Annotated in this window: 4 protein-coding genes and 1 pseudogene; 4 read left to right on the top strand and 1 reads right to left on the bottom strand. The window is 41.7% G+C overall.

The genetic code is table 11. The features are described 5' to 3' along the window. A pseudogene (locus tag H5185_RS23160) lies at positions 1 to 120 on the bottom strand (permease); the annotation flags it as partial. Between the two features lie 224 nt (positions 121 to 344). On the opposite strand from H5185_RS23160, the gene H5185_RS21900 reads away from it, so the two are divergent. The 4 genes from H5185_RS21900 to H5185_RS21885 all read left to right on the top strand — a co-directional run. Further along, on the top strand, positions 345 to 632 hold the full coding sequence (locus H5185_RS21900) for a helix-turn-helix transcriptional regulator (protein WP_182743250.1): 288 nt from the start codon (positions 345 to 347) through the stop codon (positions 630 to 632). A 94-nt stretch (positions 633 to 726) separates the two neighbouring features. Continuing rightward, positions 727 to 1,143 (top strand): arsenate reductase ArsC, encoded by a 417-nt coding sequence (locus H5185_RS21895; RefSeq protein ID WP_182743248.1) that lies wholly within the window; start codon positions 727 to 729, stop codon positions 1,141 to 1,143. After that, positions 1,136 to 1,483: a metalloregulator ArsR/SmtB family transcription factor gene (locus tag H5185_RS21890; protein ID WP_182743246.1), complete on the top strand. Its 348-nt coding sequence runs from the start codon at positions 1,136 to 1,138 to the stop codon at positions 1,481 to 1,483. Before H5185_RS21895 ends, H5185_RS21890 begins: the two co-directional genes overlap by 8 nt. A 78-nt stretch (positions 1,484 to 1,561) precedes the next feature. Beyond that, positions 1,562 to 1,905: arsenate reductase ArsC (locus tag H5185_RS21885; RefSeq protein ID WP_182743244.1), on the top strand; the 344-nt coding region annotated here is incomplete at its 3' end.

Here is a 1,905-nt window from a genome sequence, read left to right as displayed (position 1 = left end):
AAATTCTTGTAAAATACCTACTAGGTAGCTTATGACAAGAAATAGTAGGGTAAGCTCAACGGCAAGAAAAGCGAACATGCTTGCCGTTTCTTTCATCATAAGAATCGTTTCAGGATTCATTTTTTTACCTCTTCAACTTAAAGTTTCGAATATTCTAGAATAATAGTGTTTGGGCGAAGTATTTTCAATATATTATTTCTGGAATAATGGAAATATTTGGTATACCTATTGATGCTTAAACACATGACACCCTGCTTTTGATTGTTTATGAGTGGTCGATTTTGAGGTCGCTAGGGTAAGGATATTTCTGGTATTATCGAATTACTTAACGAAATGAGGCCGATATGAATATAGAGAATGCTGCTAAAGTATTAAAAGAACTGGGCCATCCAACGCGTCTCGCCCTATTTCGATTACTGGTCAAGGGCGGATATGCTGGCGTTGCGGTGGGTCAGTTACAAGACGAGTTACAGATCCCTGGTTCAACTCTCTCACACCATATTAGTGCCCTTGTGTCAGCGGGAGTGATTTCCCAACGGCGTGAGGGAAGGGTGCTGTACTGCGTGCCTGACTATGAATTATTACAGGGGCTAGTGCATTTTTTACAGGATCAATGTTGTAGTGAGCAATGAGCCGTTGTGTCACGAATAATTTCTTTAATGTAGATATTTACATATGTGAAAAATCGTATATAGTGTGCGTGTCAAAAACTAAGAAATCATTCCCATGAAAAAACGTGTACTTTTTCTCTGTGTTGGTAATTCTGCGCGTTCACAACTCGCTGAGGCCTTATTAAGACACCAAGCCCAAGAGCAGTTTGATGTGTTTAGTGCGGGGACGCAGCCTGAGCCCATCGATGAGCGAACTCTTGCGCTTTTGCAGAAAAATAATTTGAATACGAGTGAGTTACGTTCGAAGTCTGTCAGTGAGTTTAGTGGGCAATCCTTTCACTTTGTGATCAGTCTCTGTGAAAAATCAACGCAAGAGTGTCAGAGTTTCCCCTTGGCAGATAAGATTATTGCTTGGGATTATCCCGATCCCAAAATCGAATCGGGCATCCGTGGATTTGAACAAACCTTTAGAGAGTTGAACGAAAGGATTAAAATGTTTGTATTAGTACAGTCGAAGGACATCAATGATTAATCCTACGCAATTTTTTAAATGTTTAGCCGATGAAACTCGCTTGCGCTGTTTGATGTTGATCCAGCACGAGGGTGAGCTTTGTGTTTGTGAATTGACCGAAGCCTTGCAGGAAATTCAGCCCAAGATTTCGCGGCATTTAGCCCAATTACGTAAGTGCGGATTATTAGTCGATCGCCGCCAGGGGCAATGGATTTTCTATAGTATCAGTAATGATTTACCCGAATGGGGAAAGTCAGTGTTGAGTGAGGTTACCAGCCAAAATCCGGTATTCCTTGAAGAAAATATGCGTAATCTGTGCAAGATGGGTGGTCGCCCCGAGCGCACTAGAGCCTGTTGTTAAAGATTGTTCGTAACAAATAAATAAAAACTTTAATCTAAAATATATGAAATTTCATATGTTAAATTGCTAGAGGTTGATATGGCACCAGCTATAAAAGTGCTCTTTCTATGTACCCATAATGCCTGTCGCAGCATCCTAGCTGAAGCTATAGGTCGAGATCTCGTCGGTAAGCAAGCTTTCACTACTATTGCTCAATGGCAATTTGCGAGTGCCGGTAGTGAACCTGCCGGGGTCGTTCATCCTCAAACTCTATTGCAACTAGCACACAGAGGCTATGTTACTGAAGGGCTCTGCAGCAAAAGCTGGGATATGATGGCGGATTTCACTCCTGACTTAGTGATCACTGTTTGTGATAATGCTGCGGGAGAAACCTGTCCTTTGTGGTTAGGTCAAACACTTAAATTACATTGGGGTTTACCCGA

The organism is Shewanella sp. SG44-6 (assembly GCF_014164185.1).
In the GTDB taxonomy this organism is placed as follows: Bacteria; Pseudomonadota; Gammaproteobacteria; order Enterobacterales; family Shewanellaceae; genus Shewanella; species Shewanella vesiculosa.
The sequence above is the reverse complement of the archived record's forward strand: the minus strand, read 5'-3'. Positions and strand labels throughout refer to the sequence as shown.